General features: G+C 31.1%; 15 protein-coding genes. 11 read left to right on the top strand and 4 right to left on the bottom strand.

The features are described from left to right. Window positions 1–2: 2 nt before the first annotated feature. On the bottom strand, window positions 3–560 hold the full coding sequence (locus MUN68_RS06020) for an RNA polymerase sigma factor (RefSeq protein WP_249995761.1): 558 nt from the start codon (window positions 558–560) through the stop codon (window positions 3–5). 230 nt (window positions 561–790) lie between these two features. On the opposite strand from MUN68_RS06020, the gene lon reads away from it, so the two are divergent. The 4 genes from lon to cmk are packed head-to-tail and all read left to right on the top strand — an operon-like array spanning window position 791 to window position 5,811. After that, a complete protein-coding gene (gene lon, locus MUN68_RS06025; RefSeq protein WP_249995762.1) occupies window positions 791–3,244 on the top strand; it encodes an endopeptidase La in 2,454 nt (817 codons plus the stop codon). After that, window positions 3,228–4,046: a LysM peptidoglycan-binding domain-containing protein gene (locus tag MUN68_RS06030; RefSeq protein WP_249995763.1), complete on the top strand. Its 819-nt coding sequence runs from the start codon at window positions 3,228–3,230 to the stop codon at window positions 4,044–4,046. The genes lon and MUN68_RS06030 overlap by 17 nt, the downstream gene beginning before the upstream one ends. Before the next feature lie 50 nt (window positions 4,047–4,096). Beyond that, complete coding sequence (gene porQ, locus MUN68_RS06035) at window positions 4,097–5,116, top strand: type IX secretion system protein PorQ (RefSeq protein WP_249995764.1); 1,020 nt, start codon at window positions 4,097–4,099, stop codon at window positions 5,114–5,116. Further along, window positions 5,116–5,811, top strand: coding sequence for a (d)CMP kinase (gene cmk, locus MUN68_RS06040; RefSeq protein WP_249995765.1), 696 nt, complete (start codon window positions 5,116–5,118; stop codon window positions 5,809–5,811). The genes porQ and cmk overlap by 1 nt, the downstream gene beginning before the upstream one ends. A 72-nt stretch (window positions 5,812–5,883) precedes the next feature. On the opposite strand, the gene MUN68_RS06045 is transcribed toward cmk, so the two are convergent. Then, window positions 5,884–6,264 carry a LysM peptidoglycan-binding domain-containing protein gene (locus MUN68_RS06045; RefSeq protein WP_249995766.1) on the bottom strand — a complete coding sequence of 127 codons (381 nt, stop codon included), beginning with the start codon at window positions 6,262–6,264 and terminating at the stop codon, window positions 5,884–5,886. A gap of 288 nt (window positions 6,265–6,552) precedes the next feature. On the opposite strand from MUN68_RS06045, the gene rpsA reads away from it, so the two are divergent. The 5 genes from rpsA (at window position 6,553) to MUN68_RS06070 (ending at window position 11,395) form a co-directional block, all read left to right on the top strand. Then, the gene (gene rpsA, locus MUN68_RS06050; protein WP_249995767.1) at window positions 6,553–8,418 is read left to right on the top strand and encodes a 30S ribosomal protein S1; all 1,866 of its coding nucleotides are present in this window, start codon (window positions 6,553–6,555) and stop codon (window positions 8,416–8,418) included. Between the two features lie 123 nt (window positions 8,419–8,541). Then, window positions 8,542–9,081: a bifunctional pyr operon transcriptional regulator/uracil phosphoribosyltransferase PyrR gene (gene pyrR, locus MUN68_RS06055; RefSeq protein ID WP_249995768.1), complete on the top strand. Its 540-nt coding sequence runs from the start codon at window positions 8,542–8,544 to the stop codon at window positions 9,079–9,081. 68 nt (window positions 9,082–9,149) lie between these two features. Beyond that, the gene (locus tag MUN68_RS06060) at window positions 9,150–10,079 is read left to right on the top strand and encodes an aspartate carbamoyltransferase catalytic subunit (protein ID WP_249995769.1); all 930 of its coding nucleotides are present in this window, start codon (window positions 9,150–9,152) and stop codon (window positions 10,077–10,079) included. 4 nt (window positions 10,080–10,083) lie between these two features. Further along, window positions 10,084–10,416 carry a ribonuclease Z gene (locus MUN68_RS06065; RefSeq protein WP_249995770.1) on the top strand — a complete coding sequence of 111 codons (333 nt, stop codon included), beginning with the start codon at window positions 10,084–10,086 and terminating at the stop codon, window positions 10,414–10,416. Window positions 10,417–10,489: 73 nt separating this feature from the next. Beyond that, window positions 10,490–11,395, top strand: coding sequence for a ribonuclease Z (locus MUN68_RS06070; protein WP_249995771.1), 906 nt, complete (start codon window positions 10,490–10,492; stop codon window positions 11,393–11,395). 19 nt (window positions 11,396–11,414) lie between these two features. Here MUN68_RS06070 and MUN68_RS06075 read toward each other — a convergent pair whose 3' ends face one another. Beyond that, complete coding sequence (locus MUN68_RS06075) at window positions 11,415–11,846, bottom strand: hypothetical protein (protein ID WP_249995772.1); 432 nt, start codon at window positions 11,844–11,846, stop codon at window positions 11,415–11,417. A gap of 81 nt (window positions 11,847–11,927) precedes the next feature. Here MUN68_RS06075 and pdxH point away from each other — a divergent pair, with 81 nt between their 5' ends. Both pdxH and MUN68_RS06085 read left to right on the top strand, forming a co-directional pair. Further along, the gene (gene pdxH, locus MUN68_RS06080; RefSeq protein WP_249995773.1) at window positions 11,928–12,575 is read left to right on the top strand and encodes a pyridoxamine 5'-phosphate oxidase; all 648 of its coding nucleotides are present in this window, start codon (window positions 11,928–11,930) and stop codon (window positions 12,573–12,575) included. 233 nt (window positions 12,576–12,808) lie between these two features. Further along, on the top strand, window positions 12,809–13,303 hold the full coding sequence (locus tag MUN68_RS06085; RefSeq protein ID WP_249995774.1) for a CAP domain-containing protein: 495 nt from the start codon (window positions 12,809–12,811) through the stop codon (window positions 13,301–13,303). A gap of 642 nt (window positions 13,304–13,945) precedes the next feature. On the opposite strand, the gene MUN68_RS06090 is transcribed toward MUN68_RS06085, so the two are convergent. Next, window positions 13,946–15,874 (bottom strand): OmpA family protein, encoded by a 1,929-nt coding sequence (locus tag MUN68_RS06090; protein WP_249995775.1) that lies wholly within the window; start codon window positions 15,872–15,874, stop codon window positions 13,946–13,948. Window positions 15,875–15,878: the final 4 nt, after the last annotated feature.

The following is a 15,878-nucleotide window of genomic DNA, read 5'->3' on the forward strand; positions in this document are numbered from 1 at the left end:
TATTAATAGGCCAAAGGCGTTAATTTATTTCTTAAGCTGTCTTTGGCTCGTGATATTAATGTTCTACAATTGGCATACGTTATATCCATGATGTCACAAATTTCCTCATAATCATAACCTTCAATCAAGTGTAGTGTCAATCCCATTCTGTAGTTGTCTTTTAATGTTTTCATTGTTTCTAAAACTTGATTCGCTTTTAAACTTGTAAACCCATTGTTTTCAACGATTCCAGAATGATCTTCAACTTTGTAAAGCACATCATCTAAAGGCACATCTTCATATTTATTATTCTTTTTATAATGATAAATACTATTATTTATTACGATGCGTTTTAACCACGATCCAAATGTTTTTATCTCTTTAAGTGTATCTAACTTTGTGAATGCTGTTAAAAATGAATCTTGCATGATGTCTTCAGCTTCAAAACTGTCTTTTACAATTCGGAATGCCGTGTTATACATCGCTTTGTAATACCTGTTATAGACTTCCATTTGCGCATGTTGGTCTCCAGATTTACACAGCTGTAATAACTGCTCTATATTTTGGTTGGTTAGTGTCAAAAAACAAATGCTTTATTATAAAGATGAAAGAGGAAATGAATTGTTACACTTTTAATGAAAAAAGTTTTTATTCTTATGTAGTGTAATGGCATAACTATTGAAATTAGATAAAGGTATATAATTACTTTAACATCGTAAACTGTTGATATGTAGAGTTAAATGTAATTATTCAAATAATTATAAATCGATAAGTTCTGTTATTTTAATGACAGAATGACTAAAAAAATAGTATGGCGAAGTCTAAATTTTTAAAGCTTGACAGTTTGTCATTTCAGGATTTTGATGAAAATTCAGAATTAATTCCATTAATGACACCTGAAGATGAAGCAGAAATAAATAATGAAATCCTTCCAGAGTCGTTACCAATATTACCATTGCGTAATACGGTTTTGTTTCCTGGTGTTGTAATTCCTATTACAGCAGGTAGAGATAAATCTATAAAGCTAATTAATGATGCTAATAAAGGAAGCAAGGTTATTGGTGTAGTCTCTCAAAAAGATGAAACTATTGAAGATCCATCTGGTAAAGATGTGTTCCAAAAAGGAACTGTTGCTCGTATTTTGAAAGTGCTTAAAATGCCTGATGGGAATACAACGATTATCATTCAAGGTAAAAAACGCTTTGAAATTCAGGATGTAATTTCAGAAGACCCTTATTTAACAGCAACTGTTAAAGATGTTCCTGAAGCGAAACCTGCTATTGATAATGAGGAGTTTTCTGCAATTATAGAATCTATTAAAGAATTATCGCTACAAATCATAAAAGACAGTCCAAATATCCCAACAGAAGCTTCTTTTGCTATAAAAAACATAGAAAGTAGTTCGTTTTTGGTGAATTTTGTGTCTTCTAATATGAACCTTTCTGTAAAGCAGAAACAAGAATTGTTAGAGATTAATGATTTAAAACAACGTGCTCTTGCAACTTTAAAGTTCATGAATGTTGAACTTCAGAAATTAGAGCTTAAAAATGATATTCAGTCTAAGGTTCAAAACGACATGAACCAACAACAACGTGAGTATTTCTTGCATCAACAGATGAAAACCATTCAAGAAGAACTTGGAGGTGGTGTCTCTTCTGGTGAAGAAATTGAAGAAATGCGTCAACGTGCAAAACAAAAAAAATGGAATGATAAAGTTGCAGAACATTTTGATAAGGAATTGTCAAAAATGCAACGCATGAATCCACAAGTTGCTGAGTATTCTATCCAACGAAATTACTTAGATTTATTCTTAGACTTGCCTTGGGATGAGTTTAGTAAGGATAAATTTGATTTAAAACGTGCAATGAAAATTTTAGATCGTGATCATTATGGTTTAGACGATGTTAAAAAACGAATCATTGAATATCTAGCCGTTTTAAAATTGCGTAACGATATGAAATCGCCAATTCTTTGTTTATATGGACCTCCTGGTGTTGGTAAAACATCTTTAGGAAAATCAATTGCAGAGGCTTTAGGTAGAGAGTATGTTCGTATGTCTTTAGGTGGTCTTCGTGATGAAGCTGAAATTCGAGGACATCGTAAAACGTATATTGGAGCAATGCCAGGACGAATTATTCAGAGTTTGAAAAAGGCAGGAACATCTAACCCTGTGTTTGTTTTAGATGAAATAGATAAGCTTACAAATTCACATCAAGGTGATCCTTCTTCAGCTTTACTAGAGGTTTTAGATCCTGAACAAAATAGTGAGTTTCATGATAATTTCCTTGAAATGGGATTCGATTTATCTAAAGTGATGTTTATTGCAACTTCTAATAGCTTGAATACCATTCAGCCTGCATTACTAGACCGAATGGAAATTATAAATGTGTCTGGTTATACAATTGAAGAAAAAGTAGAGATTGGAAAACGTCATTTGCTCCCAAAGCAATTAAAAGAACATGGTTTAACAGATAAACATTTAAAGATTGCTAAGCCACAGTTAGAAAAAGTAGTTGAAGGATATACAAGAGAATCTGGAGTACGTGGTTTAGAAAAGCAAATAGCAAAAATGGTACGTCATGCTGCCAAAAATATTGCTATGGAAGAAGACTATAATCTTAAAGTAACTAATCAAGATGTGATTGACGTATTAGGATCGCCTAAACTTGAACGTGATAAATATGAAAATAATAATGTTGCAGGTGTTGTTACTGGTTTGGCTTGGACTCGTGTTGGAGGCGATATTTTATTTATTGAATCTATCCTGTCAAAAGGTAAAGGAAACCTTACCATTACAGGAAATTTAGGCAAAGTAATGAAAGAATCGGCTACTATTGCTATGGAATACATTAAAGCAAACGCAGATGAATTTGGTATTAATCCAGATATTTTCAAGGAATATAATGTACACATTCATGTGCCTGAAGGTGCAACTCCAAAAGATGGACCTAGTGCTGGTGTTACGATGCTAACGTCTTTAGTTTCCTTATTTACTCAACGAAAAGTGAAAAATAGTTTAGCCATGACTGGAGAAATTACTTTACGAGGAAAAGTATTACCAGTTGGTGGAATTAAAGAAAAGATTTTAGCAGCTAAGCGTGCTAGAATCAAAGAAATTTTACTTTGTGAAGATAATAAAAGAGATATAGAAGAAATAAATCCCTTATATTTGAAAGGATTAAAATTTCATTATGTCAAAGAAATGAGTGATGTATTGGAATTAGCATTAACCAATCAAAAAGTAAAGAATGCTAAAAAACTTTAGATTAATAGCTATGGTTTTAGTTTTTGCAGCTTCTAATTTTGGAGCTTTTGCGCAAGATACTGAAACAAATAATTATAAGGATGTCCTTTTAGATGGTAAGCCAGCAAGACTAAATTTGGTAACTGGAGAAATTACATTTACCAATGGTGAGATTGCTACCTCTAGAATTGCTCGAAAGATTAAAGATTCTGTTCTTGATAATCGAACAGAAATAAAAACAAATTTAATTAAAGATATGTCTGGTGATGCTTTAGCTTCTAAAAAAGTGGTATTAACAGATTCAACCAATGTCATGATAGTAGATGCTGGTGAAGGCAACTCGACTATTAGTACTGAAACTAAAATATCTGAGCTAAGTGATAATCCTTCAGAAACTAATGATTATAAAATAACAACCGAATTATTAACTGATAATTCATTTGTTTCAAAACCATCTGTAGATAAATCAAAAGAAACAATTAAGACCAACACTCATGATTTTCATATGGTTAAGAAAGGTGAAACGCTATATCAATTATCAAAACGATATGAAACTAGTTTAGGCCAACTTAAAATTGCAAACAATTTAGAAACGACACTTATAAAAGAAGGAGAGACTTTAAGGGTTAGAAACTTTGAACCTTTAGAAACGGAATCTAACGACGTTTGGATCGTTTCAAAAGGAGATACGTTATATAATATTGCTAAACAAAATAATATAACAGTTGATGATTTAAAAGGTATAAACGGACTCTCAAGTAATCTTATTAAGATTGGACAAAAACTTCACGTAAATCAGAATTCAACACTTTCAAAAAAATAAAAAGGACAACTAGTCGTTTTAAGATAGAATTATTTACTTTGCAAACTTATATGCTGAAGAAAATTACCACTTTTATTTGTCTTTTTGCGACCTCTACATTTTTTGCTCAAGTAGGAGGCGAGTCTACATTTCAATTTTTAAATTTAGTGTCTTCTCCTCGTCAAGCAGCTCTTGGAGGTAAGGTAATTACAAACTACGATTACGATGTTACAAGTGGTTTGTTTAATCCAGCAAGTATTAATGCAGAAATGGACAATCAATTGGCTGTAAATTATTCTAGTTATTTGGGAGGCATTGGCTATGGAACAGCTGCTTATGCGTATACTTGGGATAGACATGTGCAAACATTGCATATTGGTATGACATATATCAATTATGGTGAATTTGATGGTTATGATCAAAATGGTGTGTCAACAGGAACCTTTACAGGTAATGAAGCAGCACTATCTGCAGGTTATGCTTTTCAAATTCCGTATAGCGATTTTTACGTAGGTGCTAATCTGAAAGTGATAACATCTAAATTAGAAATCTATAATTCTATAGGTGTTGCTGCCGATTTTGGTGCCATGTATATTAATGAGAAATTAGATTTTCACGCTGCATTAAGCATTAGAAATGTTGGTACTCAAATTGTGACTTATGCTGGTTTAAATGAAAAATTACCTTTAGAAGTTTCATTAGGCCTATCACAAACACTTGAAAATGTACCATTACGTTGGCATTTAACTTTTGAAAATTTGCAAAGATGGCCATTGTCTTTTGCAAATCCTGCTAGAGCAACAACCGATTTAGATGGTAATCAAACTCAAGAGGAAATTGGTTTTTTGAATGAAGTAATGCGCCATACAGTACTTGGAGCGGAATTATTTCCTGAAGGAGGATTTAATATTCGTTTAGGTTATAATTTTAGAAGAGCTGAAGAATTACGTTTAGAAGAACAGCGAAATTTTTCGGGATTATCTTTTGGTGTTGGAATAAAATTGAATAAAATGCGAATTAGTTATACGCATGCTAGATATACAAGTGCTTCAAACACGAGTTTCTTCGGATTACAAATTGATTTAAAATAATGAATAAAATAACCATAGCAATAGACGGATTTTCTTCTACAGGAAAAAGTACAGTCGCTAAACGTTTAGCAAAAGCTTTAGGATATATTTATGTAGATTCTGGTGCTATGTATCGTGCAGTGACATTGTATGCTATGCAAAATGATTTAATTAAAAAAGATTGTTTTGATAAGCAGCAACTCATAGCACAACTTAAAGATATTAAGATTAGTTTTAAATTTAATGAGGAATTAGGTTTTGCTGAAGTGTATCTAAACGGACAAAATGTAGAGAAAACGATCAGAACGCTCGAAGTTTCTCAATTTGTAAGTCAAGTAGCAACAGTATCTGAAGTAAGAGAACAATTGGTTTTTCAGCAACAAAACTTAGGAAAAGATAAAGGTGTTGTCATGGATGGTCGTGATATTGGAACAGTAGTATTTCCAGAAGCCAAATTGAAATTATTTATGACTGCGTCTGCTGAACAAAGAGCACAACGTCGTTATGATGAATTGATTGAACGTGGAGATGATGTTAAATTTGACGACGTGTTAAAAAATGTACAATCAAGAGATCATATAGATTCTACAAGAGAAGATTCTCCTTTAATGAAGGCTGAAGATGCTATAGAAGTTGATAATTCAAACCTTAATTTGGATGAACAATTTGAATTGATATACAACTTGGCTAAAGACAAAATTTCTGAAAGTAATTAGTTAAAGAACATATAGTTTAAAAATAAAAAAGCGACCATACAAGTCGCTTTTTTATTAATCTTACTCTAATTCCTAAGATAAATTTGGAATGATTAATTCTTGGTCTGGATAAATTACATCTGGATTCTTAAGAATATCAGAATTTGCAGCGAAAATTTCTTTGTATTTCATTGCATCACCAAAATAGTGTTTTGCAATTTTTCCTAAGGTTTCACCACTTGTTACAGTATGTCTGTGATATACAGATGAATCGGCTACTTTGATGTCTGCTATAATATCTGTTGGATTTTCGCCACCAACAGCTTTAATATTATCCCATAATAAGTTTTTCTCATATTGTGTTTGTGCAGTGCCATTTACTTTCAAAACGCCATTTTCTTCACTTACATTGCCATCTTGGATGTTAAGTTCTTCGCCTAAGTCTAATACGCTTTGGTATTTTGCTTTTACCATAATAATTTGTTTTAATTTAGTGTTAATACTTATTGTAAAGATATCAATTTATATGCCAAAAAATCAATAAGTTAAGTGGCTTTTTTTAGCATTTTAAAAAAATCAAACAATATTAAAACGCTTAGTGCTAATTTTGTTTGTTTTATTAAAAGAGATACTGTATTTTTGCACTCCTTTTAGCGAAATCAAAGAAAGACAAAAGGACAAACTATAGCAAACAATAACGCTTCTGTGTGTTATTCGCTTAAATCTTTCTAAACGTACAGAATACAAATTAATATTCAGCACATGTCTGAAAAAGAAACACAAAAAGCTGAGGTAGAAACTACTGAAGCAGCAACTGTTGAAACTACAGAAACAAAAACAGTTGAGACTCCAAAAGAAATAGTATCTGAGTCACAAGCAAACCCTGAAAAATTCTTAAAAGATTTTAACTGGCACAACTACGAAGAAGGAATTGACCAAGTTGACGATGAGCAATTAGTAGAATTTGAAAAACTAGTAGCAGAAAATTTCGTTGATACACTTAATGATGAAGTTGTAGAAGGTGAAGTAATTCATATTTCTGATAGAGATGCTATCATTGATATCAATGCAAAATCTGAAGGTGTAATTTCTCTTAATGAGTTCCGTTACAATCCAGATCTTAAAGTTGGTGACAAAGTAGAAGTATTAATTGATGTTCGTGAAGACGCAACAGGTCAATTAGTATTATCGCACAGAAAAGCAAGAGTAATCAAGGCTTGGGATCGTGTAAATAATGCACATGATACAGGTGAAATCGTAAACGGTTTTGTAAAATGCAGAACTAAAGGAGGTATGATCGTTGACGTATTTGGTATTGAAGCATTCTTACCAGGTTCTCAAATTGATGTGAAGCCAATTAGAGATTACGATCAATATGTAAATAAAACTATGGAATTTAAAGTTGTGAAAATCAACCACGAATTCAAAAACATAGTGGTATCTCATAAAGCTTTAATTGAAGCTGATATTGAAGAACAGAAAAAAGAAATCATTGGTCAATTAGAAAAAGGTCAAGTACTTGAAGGTACTGTTAAGAACATCACATCTTATGGTGTATTTATCGATCTTGGTGGCGTTGACGGATTAATTCACATTACAGATCTTTCTTGGTCAAGAATTAATCATCCAAATGAAATCGTTGAATTAGATCAAAAACTTAATGTGGTAATCTTAGACTTCGATGAAGATAAGTCTAGAATCCAATTAGGTCTTAAACAATTAAGCAAACATCCTTGGGAAGCTCTAGGTGATACTGTTAAAATTGGTGATAAAGTAAAAGGTAAAGTAGTTGTTATTGCTGATTATGGCGCATTTGTTGAAGTAGAAGAAGGTGTAGAAGGATTAGTTCACGTAAGTGAAATGTCTTGGTCAACGCATTTACGTTCTGCTCAAGATTTCGTATCTGTTGGTGATGAAATAGAAGCTCAAATCTTAACTCTTGATAGAGAAGATCGTAAAATGTCTCTAGGTATTAAGCAATTAACACCAGATCCATGGACAGATATTACAAGCAAATATCCTGTAGGTTCTAAACACACAGGTATCGTACGTAACTTTACGAACTTTGGTGTTTTTGTTGAATTAGAAGAAGGTATCGACGGATTGATTTATATCTCAGATTTATCTTGGACTAAGAAAATCAAGCATCCAAGTGAATTCTGTAACGTAGGAGATAACTTAGAAGTTGTCGTATTAGAATTAGATGTTGAAGGACGTAAATTATCTTTAGGTCATAAACAAACTACTGATAACCCTTGGGATAAATACGAAACTGAATTTGCTTTAGGTACAGTTCATACTGCTGCACTTACTGAAATCGTAGATAAAGGAGCTACAATTGATTTTAACGAAGATATCGTTGCTTTTGTTCCTTCTCGTCACTTAGAAAAAGAAGATGGTAAAAAAGTAGCAAAAGGTGAAACAGCTGAGTTTAAAATTATTGAATTCAATAAAGAATTTAAACGTGTAGTTGCATCTCATACTGCTATCTTTAAAGAAGAAGAAATTGCTAATGTAAAAGCGGCTGCTAAAAAAGCAGTAGCTCAAGCAGCAGAAGCTAAACCAACTTTAGGTGATGCTAATGATGCTTTACAAGCTCTTAAAGATAAAATGGACGGGAAAAAATAATTCCTTGAATTTTTAAATATAAAAAGCCTTTCAGAAATGAAAGGCTTTTTTGTTTGTCAGATATATGTTTCAATTTTTAAAATTTTGCTGTAACTTTGTTAACCAAATACGTTTGGATACAATATGGGTCAAAAAGTGTTACTTAATGCTAAAGAGGTAAACATCATTCTTCATCGATTGGCTTGTCAACTTATTGAAAATCATAACGATTTTTCTAATACCGTTCTAATCGGATTGCAACCTAGAGGAAAGTATCTCGCTAGTCGATTAGCAACTATGCTCAAAAACGATTATAAGATTAAAAATATTGAATTAGGCCATCTAGACATTACATTTTTTAGAGATGACTTCCGAAGAGGTGAAAAAATACTAGAAGCGAATACAACCGAAATCAACTTTTTAGTTGAAGATAAAAATATCGTCTTTATTGATGATGTTTTGTACACTGGACGAAGTATAAGAGCAGCATTAACTGCAATTCAATCTTTTGGACGACCAAATGAAATTGAATTACTTACATTAATTGATAGACGATTTAGTAGACATTTACCAATTCAACCAAATTATAGTGGTCGACAAGTTGATGCTATCAATGATGAAAAAGTAAAAGTTAATTGGGTTGAAAATGAAGGTGAAGACTCGGTTTATTTAGTGAATAGTTAAAGATGATTATAAATAATGTCAGGTCGAGCGCAGTCGAGACCTTTTAGACTATAAATTAAAACATAAAAATGAGCGAATTAAGTGTCAATCACTTATTAGGAATTAAATATCTTAACAAAAAAGATATGCAATTAATCTTTGAAACAACAGATCACTTTAAAGAAGTGATTAACAGACCGATTAAAAAAGTACCTTCGCTAAGAGATATTACCATTGCCAACTTATTTTTTGAAAATTCTACTCGAACAAAATTATCTTTTGAATTAGCCGAAAAACGACTTTCAGCAGATGTGATTAATTTTTCAGCGTCACAATCTTCAGTAAAAAAAGGAGAAACCTTAATTGATACCGTAAATAATATTTTATCTATGAAAGTAGATATGGTAGTAATGCGTCATCCAAATCCTGGAGCTGGAGTGTTTCTATCCCAACATGTAGATGCAAGTATTATAAATGCAGGCGATGGAGCACATGAACATCCAACACAAGCATTATTAGACACATATTCCATACGAGAACGTTTTGGTGAGGTTAGAGGGAAAAATGTGGTTATTGTTGGTGATATTTTGCATAGTAGAGTAGCATTGTCTAACATTTATGCCTTACAATTACTAGGTGCTAATGTTATGGTTTGCGGACCAAAAACCTTGCTTCCAAAATATATAAAAGGTTTAGGAGTTAAAGTTGAAACTAATTTGCAGAAAGCACTTAATTGGTGTGATGTTGCAAATATGTTGCGTGTGCAAAATGAGCGTATGGATATTAGTTATTTTCCATCTACAAGAGAGTACACACAGCAATATGGAGTGACTAAAACATTATTGGATTCTTTAGATAAAGAGATCACAATAATGCATCCAGGCCCAATAAATCGAGGAGTTGAGATTACAAGTGATGTTGCAGATTCTAAACAAGCTATTATTTTAGATCAAGTTCAAAATGGAGTGGCTATTAGAATGGCAGTAATTTACCTATTGGCTTCTAAAATAAAACACTAACATTATGATTTTTGACAAAAACGGAAATACAACTATAATTACTCAGGAAAAAGCTTCAATAATAGAATTAGTAAAAAAAATTGATGTGCTTTACCAGCGCTTTAAAAACAATAATATTATTATTAATCTTACCACTTTAAATAAAGTGACGCTATCTGATATTGTTGAGTTTCTTCAATTATCTAATACACACCGAAAAGCTAAACATTCATTTGTTATAGTTACTAATAACGCAAATCTTGATGATACTCCAGATGAAATTGTAGTTGTCCCAACACTACAGGAAGCTTATGATATTATTGAAATGGAAGATATTGAACGTGATTTAGGATTCTGAAAAAAGGTTTAGTCGTTGAGTTGTTTGTCGTTAATTAGTAACGACGACTCAACAACTTAATAACAAACATTTAATGAAATTAACAATACTCGGTTGTCATAGCGCTACACCACGAACAAATACCAATCCTACATCTCAAGTATTGGAGATTAAAAATCATACGTTTTTAATTGATTGTGGTGAAGGCACACAAGTTGAATTAAGAAGAAATAAAGTTAAATTTGTGAGAATTAAACACATCTTTATTTCACACTTACATGGTGATCATTGCTTTGGATTGGTTGGACTAATTTCTACGTTTAAGTTATTAACTCGTGAGGCTGATTTACATGTTTATGCTCCAAAAGGATTGAAAGAAGTGATTACATTGCAAATGAAATTATCAGATTCTTGGACCAATTATAAACTTATTTTTCATGAATTAACATCAGATTCCTCTGAATTAATTTTTGAAGACGATAAAGTGGAAGTATATACTATTCCATTAGACCATCGTATTTATACTAACGGATTTTTGTTCAAAGAAAAAGAAGGTGAGCGTAAACTAGATATGAATGCTGTTTTAAACACAGGTGTAGATGTTGCATACTATAGAAAACTGAAACAAGGCTTTGATGTTGAAGACAATAATGGAAATTTAGTAAAAAACGAATCTGTTACAAAACCACCAAACAAACCTAAGAGTTATGCGTTTTGTAGTGATACCGCTTACAATGAAGCTATGCTACCAATTATTAAAGATGTAGATGTATTGTATCATGAGTCTACCTTTTTAGAAAAAAATGAAAAATTGGCAGCACCTACAAAGCATAGTACTGCAAAACAAGCTGCAAGTATAGCAAAACAAGCTAAAGCTAAAACTTTAATCTTAGGTCATTATTCTACGAGATATGACGATTTAAATTTGTTTAAAGAGGAAGCTTCAGAAATTTTTGAAAATGTAAAACTTGCAAAAGACGGAATAACATTTGAATTTTAAAATCGCAAAAATTCAATATCTATTTTGATTTAATTTCAGTTTGTAACTCATCAAATTCCATCATCCATTCGATAGCCTCATCTAAATTCTGACAGCGTTTCAAACTTTTCTTAAAAAAATGCTTTTCTAGACTTGAATTGAGATAGCCAAAATCACTATAAGTTACCACAGCACTAGCGACTAAAAAGTCGTAATCATTATTAAAATCTAACCATAATTGAGGTTCAAAAGAATAGGAGTTTATTCGATTTGCAATATATCCTATTTTAATATCATTACTAATCTCTTCTGAAAATTTACCAATCAATTTACTCACCATAGCATAATCAACATGAATACCTTCATTTAATTCTGATAATATAAATTGCTTAGTGATGTATACGTTTCCGAAATGGAATTCTAGTTTTCTAAACTCTAAAAGTTTAGAATATTTACTGTTTTCAAAGGTCATTACAAGGGATTATTGTTAAATTTATAAGAAATATTGATGTTAAAAAAGAAAATCTCAATAAACTTGTCATAAAACAATCTAATGAATACAGACTTAGGCGATTACAGAAAATCATACGAAAAGCAAGAATTACTTGAAGAAAATCTTAGTGATAATCCTTTAGAAGTTTTCCAAAAATGGTTTTATGAAGTTGATACAAATTTCAATATTGGCGAAACAAATGCAATGACCATTAGTACTATAGGACTTGATGGATTTCCTAAAAGTAGAGTAGTCCTTCTTAAAAAATTCACGTTTGAAGGATTCATATTTTATACAAACTATGAGAGTGAAAAAGGAAAAGCAATAGCAAATAACGCAAATGTTTGTTTGTCATTCTTTTGGCCAGAAGCAGAACGTCAAGTCATTATTAAAGGCAAGGCTGAAAAAATCTTAGATAATTTAAGTGATGGTTATTTTGAATCTAGACCTAGAGGAAGTCAGTTAGGCGCTTTAGTTTCTAATCAAAGTGAAACGATTACTGGTAGAGAAGTATTAGAAAATCGCTTAGATTCATTAGAAAAACAATTTGAAGGTAAAGATATTCCTCGACCTCAATTTTGGGGAGGCTATATGGTTAAGCCAGTAGAAATTGAATTTTGGCAAGGACGACCAAACCGATTACACGATAGAATTCGTTATCAATTAAACGCAAGTTTTGATTGGATTCAAGATCGTTTATCTCCATAAACCTCTTCATTTTTATTCCAAAAAAATCTATTAACTGAATTATTTTGTAAGATTATTCTTAATTTTTATGCATTTTATCGATAATGTGCATATATTTACGTTTAAATTAACGATAATACATATATTTATGATGTAATACATAATTATTTAAATGCCCCGTTTAAGTAATTATATTTTTAAAAATAATATTAGACCCCAAATCTATTATTATACAAATCATAAAAGACCTACTTATGAAATCTATTAAAATGTTGCCTTTAATGGCATTGATCGCTTTGTTATCGTTTTCTTGTTCAACTGAAGAATTTCCAGAGGAAACAATTGATAATATTGAACTAGCTAACGTACCAGCTGCAAAAGTTATTGAGATTGAAATTTTAGAATTAATCAATGCTCATAGAATCAATAATGGATTGCCTGCATTGCATAATCATAATACAATAAAAGCTGTTGCATATACTCATACAGATTATATGGTTGAAGTTGATAATGTATCTCACGATAACTTTTTTCAACGTAAAAACAGTTTAATTCAAAATACATCTGCAACTAAAGTATCTGAAAATGTAGCATATGCATTTAGTTCTGCTGAGTCAGTAGTTAACGCTTGGCTTAATAGTGAAGGTCACAGAGCTAACATTGAAGGTGATTTTACAGACTTCGATGTTTCTGCAGAAAAGAATAATGAAGGTAAATGGTATTTTACAAACATATTCATTAAAAAATAATATTTTTTCATAAATTCGATTAATAGCAAATAATTGTTTTAAAACCACAGTACTTTTACTGTGGTTTTTTTTATACATATATGTAGTCAAATTTAGTCTAGGATATCTTTAATATTTTCTTTCAATTTGTTTAGGAACAATCAATCAATCAATCAATCAATCAATCAATCAATTATGAAAGATATTTTGAAATAGAGTATAGCGTTATTTGAGCTGGTTGAATTGCAATCTGATAAAAGTCTATTAGTGTTTTGTTCAAAATTAACTGAGCTTATTGATGTTATTCTTAAGTATAAAAATTATAGGAAGGTTTCTACGACTATTAAGCAATAAAGGAAAGTTTAAGATCAATTAATATAACTTTAAAAAGGATATATATTGGTTTAAGATTAAATACAAGTGATGTATGCATCTGTTTTGTTAGTGTAATAAAAGATTTTCAAGTTTTGTGATCGTTTATAGTATTGGATTTAAAGATTAATTGATGTAGGTATATAATTGCATTTACAGGTTTAGTTTTAGTACGCGATGATAGAAGTGAAGTGATGTATACTAATTTTGAGAATTAAAGACGTTTCTACAATACAAAAAAGCAGATCCTAAATGAATCTGCTTTTTCTATTTATAATAGAGGAAAATATTTTATTCCTTTAATATATAGAAGTATGAACGTCTGTTTAATTGGTGTTCTTCTTCCGTGCATTTTACGCGATTAGCACATTTGTTAAGTAATTGACTTTCACCATATCCAATTGCACTTTCAATTCGTTCTTGAGCAATTCCTCTAGAGATAATATATTCTCTTGTAGATTTTGCCCTTCTATCAGATAATTTCATGTTATAAGCATCACGTCCACGACTATCTGTATGTGCTTCAATTTTAATTACCATTGTTGGATGCGCACGCATAACATCTACGATGTTTTCAAGCTCGTATTGAGCATCTGTTCTAATATTAGATTTGTCAAAATCAAAGAAAATTGGATTAATAACAATTTGATTGTCATTAATTAATGGCTCTAAATAAAGATCTGCTTCAGTTTCTTTATTGTTTTCATTATCAGTAGTTACTTCTTTAAGATCATCTTTGTAATCTTCTTTACTACCAATAACTGTATATTTTTTATTACAGTCTACGGTAAATTCATATTCTCCATTTTCATTAGTTTCTACTTCTTCAAGGACTTTACCAACTTCGTTAATTAGCTTAACAGTAGCTCCAACAATAATATCGTTTGTATTTAAATCTCTAGTAATTCCTTTAATGGTTTGTAAGCAAATACTAGCATCAAAACTGTAGATGTCATCACTTCCTTGACCATCTGGTCTATTTGATGAGAAATAGCCTGTTTTATCGTTTTCCTCTTCAGAAGGATTTAAAAAGAATGCAAAATCATCATGACCACTATTATATGGAGCACCAAGATTTTCAGGTTGTGCTTCTTCATCTTTTATAACATTAGATTTAAAAATATCTAGAAAACCTAAGTTTAAATGCCCATCAGATGAAAAGTAAAAGGTACTGTCTTGACTTACAAAAGGGAACATTTCACGTCCTTCAGTATTTACTTTTTCTCCAAGGTTTTTAGGTTCAGAATATGTATTTCCTTTTTTTATTTCTACTTGATAAATATCTGTTTGACCTAATCCGCCTTCACGATCTGATACAAAATATAAGATATTGTTGTCAGGACTTAAAGAAGGATGTCCAGTAGAGAATACGTCATCATTAAAAGGAAGTTCTTCAATATCTGTCCAGATTTCACCTACAAGTGTTGCCTTGTATAATTTTAAATGCGTAGTTCCTTCTTTATCGTATTTAGCTTTGTTCTTTTTACTAACATTATCTCTGGTGAAATACATGGTTTTACCATCATTAGTAATAGCGATAGAAGCCTCATGGTAATCTGTGTTGATTTTTTCAGCATTGATAAAATCAGCACTTCCATAAGCAATTGTATCGCCTTTCTTTTCAACTGAAACCTTATAGATATCTAAAAAAGGTTCTTGATTCCAACTATAAAGTTTTTTCTCATCCGTATTTCTAGAAGACGCAAAGTATAATTGTCCATTTTGAATGAATGAGCCAAAATCTGAATATTTTGAGTTGAAAGGTAAATTAACCAACTTTACAACACGATCTTTTTCAGTTTTAGCAAGTTCATTAAACTTACTAATGTTTTCTGGATCATAACCTTTTATTCTGGTATCATTATTTTGGATTTCAGTAAATTTTTTCATCCACTCATTGGCTTCAGAATAATTGCCTAAACTCCTTAATGACTGAATGTATTTGTAGATATATTCAGGATTTACATCACGATCATATTTCTGTAATGCTTTTCCATACCATAAGGCTGCATCTTCAGATTTAGAATTGTTGTAATAACAATCACCTAAACGTGTCAATACATGTATACTAGTATCGCCATCTTTTAGCACTTCTTTGTATAATTCAGTTGCTTTTTCGTAACTATAATTACCAAAGAATTTATCGGCTAGCTTTTCTTGAGCGATCATGAATGTGCTACTAAGCACAAAAAGTAAGATTAATGTTTTTGTTTTCATCATGATT

Source organism: Psychroserpens ponticola, from assembly GCF_023556315.2.
Lineage (GTDB): Bacteria > Bacteroidota > Bacteroidia > Flavobacteriales > Flavobacteriaceae > Psychroserpens > Psychroserpens ponticola.

Excerpts from the sequence above, each read along its gene's own strand:
- MUN68_RS06060 (WP_249995769.1), top strand. The coding sequence starts at position 9,150 with ATGAGCGAATTAAGTGTCAATCACTTATTAGGAATTAAATATCTTAAC.
- pyrR (WP_249995768.1), top strand. The coding sequence starts at position 8,542 with ATGGGTCAAAAAGTGTTACTTAATGCTAAAGAGGTAAACATCATTCTT.
- porQ (WP_249995764.1), top strand. The coding sequence starts at position 4,097 with ATGCTGAAGAAAATTACCACTTTTATTTGTCTTTTTGCGACCTCTACA.
- pdxH (WP_249995773.1), top strand. The coding sequence starts at position 11,928 with ATGAATACAGACTTAGGCGATTACAGAAAATCATACGAAAAGCAAGAA.
- MUN68_RS06065 (WP_249995770.1), top strand. The coding sequence starts at position 10,084 with ATGATTTTTGACAAAAACGGAAATACAACTATAATTACTCAGGAAAAA.
- MUN68_RS06045 (WP_249995766.1), bottom strand. The coding sequence starts at position 6,264 with ATGGTAAAAGCAAAATACCAAAGCGTATTAGACTTAGGCGAAGAACTT.
- MUN68_RS06085 (WP_249995774.1), top strand. The coding sequence starts at position 12,809 with ATGAAATCTATTAAAATGTTGCCTTTAATGGCATTGATCGCTTTGTTA.
- MUN68_RS06090 (WP_249995775.1), bottom strand. The coding sequence starts at position 15,874 with ATGATGAAAACAAAAACATTAATCTTACTTTTTGTGCTTAGTAGCACA.
- lon (WP_249995762.1), top strand. The coding sequence starts at position 791 with ATGGCGAAGTCTAAATTTTTAAAGCTTGACAGTTTGTCATTTCAGGAT.
- MUN68_RS06030 (WP_249995763.1), top strand. The coding sequence starts at position 3,228 with ATGCTAAAAAACTTTAGATTAATAGCTATGGTTTTAGTTTTTGCAGCT.
- MUN68_RS06070 (WP_249995771.1), top strand. The coding sequence starts at position 10,490 with ATGAAATTAACAATACTCGGTTGTCATAGCGCTACACCACGAACAAAT.
- rpsA (WP_249995767.1), top strand. The coding sequence starts at position 6,553 with ATGTCTGAAAAAGAAACACAAAAAGCTGAGGTAGAAACTACTGAAGCA.
- cmk (WP_249995765.1), top strand. The coding sequence starts at position 5,116 with ATGAATAAAATAACCATAGCAATAGACGGATTTTCTTCTACAGGAAAA.
- MUN68_RS06075 (WP_249995772.1), bottom strand. The coding sequence starts at position 11,846 with ATGACCTTTGAAAACAGTAAATATTCTAAACTTTTAGAGTTTAGAAAA.